At 66.5% G+C, this 2109-nt stretch carries 4 protein-coding genes and 1 pseudogene; 3 read left to right on the top strand and 2 right to left on the bottom strand.

Annotation, left to right across the window (positions count from 1 at the left end; translation table 11 throughout):
- From ACFE7F_RS15905 to ACFE7F_RS15895, 3 genes and pseudogenes are all read left to right on the top strand, one after another.
- Window positions 1-342: pseudogene (locus ACFE7F_RS15905) on the top strand (hypothetical protein); the annotation flags it as partial.
- Window positions 335-589, top strand: coding sequence for a hypothetical protein (locus tag ACFE7F_RS15900; RefSeq protein WP_375404818.1), 255 nt, complete (start codon window positions 335-337; stop codon window positions 587-589). The pseudogene ACFE7F_RS15905 and the gene ACFE7F_RS15900, both read left to right, overlap by 8 nt.
- The gene (locus ACFE7F_RS15895; protein WP_375404816.1) at window positions 537-866 is read left to right on the top strand and encodes an RNA polymerase sigma factor; all 330 of its coding nucleotides are present in this window, start codon (window positions 537-539) and stop codon (window positions 864-866) included. The genes ACFE7F_RS15900 and ACFE7F_RS15895 overlap by 53 nt, the downstream gene beginning before the upstream one ends.
- On the opposite strand, the gene ACFE7F_RS15890 is transcribed toward ACFE7F_RS15895, so the two are convergent.
- Together ACFE7F_RS15890 and ACFE7F_RS15885 are read right to left on the bottom strand one after the other, a co-directional pair.
- Window positions 778-1080, bottom strand: a complete 303-nt coding sequence (locus ACFE7F_RS15890) for a hypothetical protein (RefSeq protein WP_375404817.1) — start codon at window positions 1078-1080, stop codon at window positions 778-780. The genes ACFE7F_RS15895 and ACFE7F_RS15890 overlap by 89 nt on opposite strands.
- A gap of 13 nt (window positions 1081-1093) precedes the next feature.
- Window positions 1094-2109 (bottom strand): TetR family transcriptional regulator (locus ACFE7F_RS15885; RefSeq protein WP_375404815.1); only part of this gene is annotated, 1016 nt, incomplete at its 5' end.

The following is a 2109-nucleotide window of genomic DNA, read 5'->3' as shown; positions in this document are numbered from 1 at the left end:
ACGCTCCTCGCGTCCGAAACCGTGGAAGACGCGGTGCTGTTTGATGCGTCGGAGCAATTGGCCATCTCGATCGGCCGTCGCGATCCTCTGCCCCGGCGCCTCTCCGCAGGCCGATGGGGCGTGTTCTGCTCTTCGCTGTTCGGGAGCTACGGCCCGCTCCCGCTTTCCGACCCGCACCTCGAAGCCTTGCGCGCCCTTGTTCTGGCGCTGCGCCGGCCGGCCAGCGACGAAGGGCCTGCGGTCGCGACCGCGAAGGGTGGCGGCATCTCGCGCGGCAAGGTCGACGCGCTGCGCGAACTCCTTCGACCGCCACCCAAACCACCGGGAGCAGCACATGGATAGGCAGTATCTTCTTTCGCGGATGAACGCGTCCCTTATCATGGCCAACAAGACGGAGGACTCCATAGCCCGTCTCGTGCACCTCGATCTGGCGGGACGATACAGCGTCGCCGCTGCGGCAGCCGAAACGCCCAGCGTGCTGGCTCCCGATCACGTCTCGACGAAGCCCATTCAACTGAACGAGGCAGGAGCAGCCGATGCACAACAGGCTGGCTTTGAAGCTGGTCGCGCCCGCCGAGCTGCCGGATGATGCGTTCGGGTGGGCGTTGGCTAATACGACCGCGGCACTCGGTCGTTATGCTCGTCTACTGACCGGCAGCGCTTCTGACGCCGATGATCTGGTTCAAGACACCGTGGCCCACTGCTGGGCGGCGCTCTCCTCGTTCCGAGCGGGCGCGAACCTCGCCGCCTGGGCACGCACGATTATGCGCAACTCGTTCATACCGGGCTTCCGGGGCAAGTCCAGTTGGTGCCCGACGATCCGCCGAGCATCTTGCCGTGCCGCACCGGCATCCGCCAATCTCTGAAACCGCGACCGCCTTTGCCCGGATCACCGATAGGCGTCTGGTCGGTTTGGCGACCGAGCTGAGGGCTCGCGCACGCCGCCGGCATGGCTTCGCGTTCGGGAGGCCGATCGCCCGCCTCGAGCAGCGCGACCACGACGTCGGGGTGTTCGCCGAGCCGCGCTGTCGGCACGGCTCCCGCCGAGTTGCCGACGACGGCATGGTCGAATGTGCTCATGCCGTGCTCCCGCTTACCGGTGCCGCCCGCCTCGACCCCAGAGACCATCTGTCAGGATCGAGAGATACGCCGCCAAGCTGGTGGCAAGCGAAGCGCCGGTCGGCCAGTCACGAACGTCCGCGGCGGCGTTGATGATCGAGATGAAGATACGGCTGGCAATGAGAGGGTCTACGGCGCGAATCGATCCTTCGGCGATCCCGTCCGCGATCATGCCGGCGAAATGGCGCTGCATCTGTTCGGTGCGGTGAAGCATCCGCCGTCGCAAGGGCGGCGGTAGCGCCTGATAGGCGTTGGTTCGCAGCAGCGGGTTGAGCCCTTCGATCTGCAGGCGGAACAGGCTCGCGGCGGTCCTCGCCAGCTGGTCTCCCTGGGTTCCGCCGCCTTCCTCGCCGATGATCCTGGCGTGATCGATCAGCGCGAAGCTGCGCCGGAAACAGGCCACCACGAGCTCGTTCTTGTTGTCAAGGTGATGGTAGAAGCTGCCGGTGCTGACACCCAGTTCGGCGGCGATCTTCTCGACGCTCGCCCCGTGGTAGCCGTCACGATTTATCAGGGTCGTGGCCGCGTGCAGAAAGCGGCTTTGCGCGTCCAGCAGGTCGGGCTCCTCGGGCGGCGGAGCGTTCGACGGCCAATCGGGCGATCCGGCGAGACCAGTCGTCAGGATGTCGAGCAGCCGCGCCTCCGCGCGGGGGATGTCCCCGTCCGCGTAACCGCTGATCCAGGACGGGATCCAATGCACGGTCGCCAAAAGCACGAGCGTCGCGACCAGCGCCTGTTGGGGATCAGCGATCCTCAAGCCGCCCCGCAGCAACGACACGACCTCGACATAGATGGCCGTCAGCGTCGCGCGCCGGTCCCCGCTCATCGAATGCATGTCGGACAGCAGGGCATATCGGGGAGCATCGGTCGGATAGGAGTCCCGCTGCAGCGACAGGTGAGCGCGAACGAACGACCTGACGGCGCGCAAGCCGCTTGTCTCCCGCGCCGCGGTCGCGGCCTGTTCCCGCGTCCAAAGTAGCGTACGTTCCA

This window comes from uncultured Sphingomonas sp. (genome assembly GCF_964235535.1).
GTDB lineage: Bacteria > Pseudomonadota > Alphaproteobacteria > Sphingomonadales > Sphingomonadaceae > Sphingomonas.
Note: the sequence above shows the minus strand (reverse complement) of the source record. Positions and strands in the feature narration are given on the sequence as shown.

Excerpts from the sequence above, each read along its gene's own strand:
- ACFE7F_RS15900 (WP_375404818.1), top strand. The coding sequence starts at position 335 with ATGGATAGGCAGTATCTTCTTTCGCGGATGAACGCGTCCCTTATCATG.
- ACFE7F_RS15895 (WP_375404816.1), top strand. The coding sequence starts at position 537 with ATGCACAACAGGCTGGCTTTGAAGCTGGTCGCGCCCGCCGAGCTGCCG.
- ACFE7F_RS15890 (WP_375404817.1), bottom strand. The coding sequence starts at position 1,080 with ATGAGCACATTCGACCATGCCGTCGTCGGCAACTCGGCGGGAGCCGTG.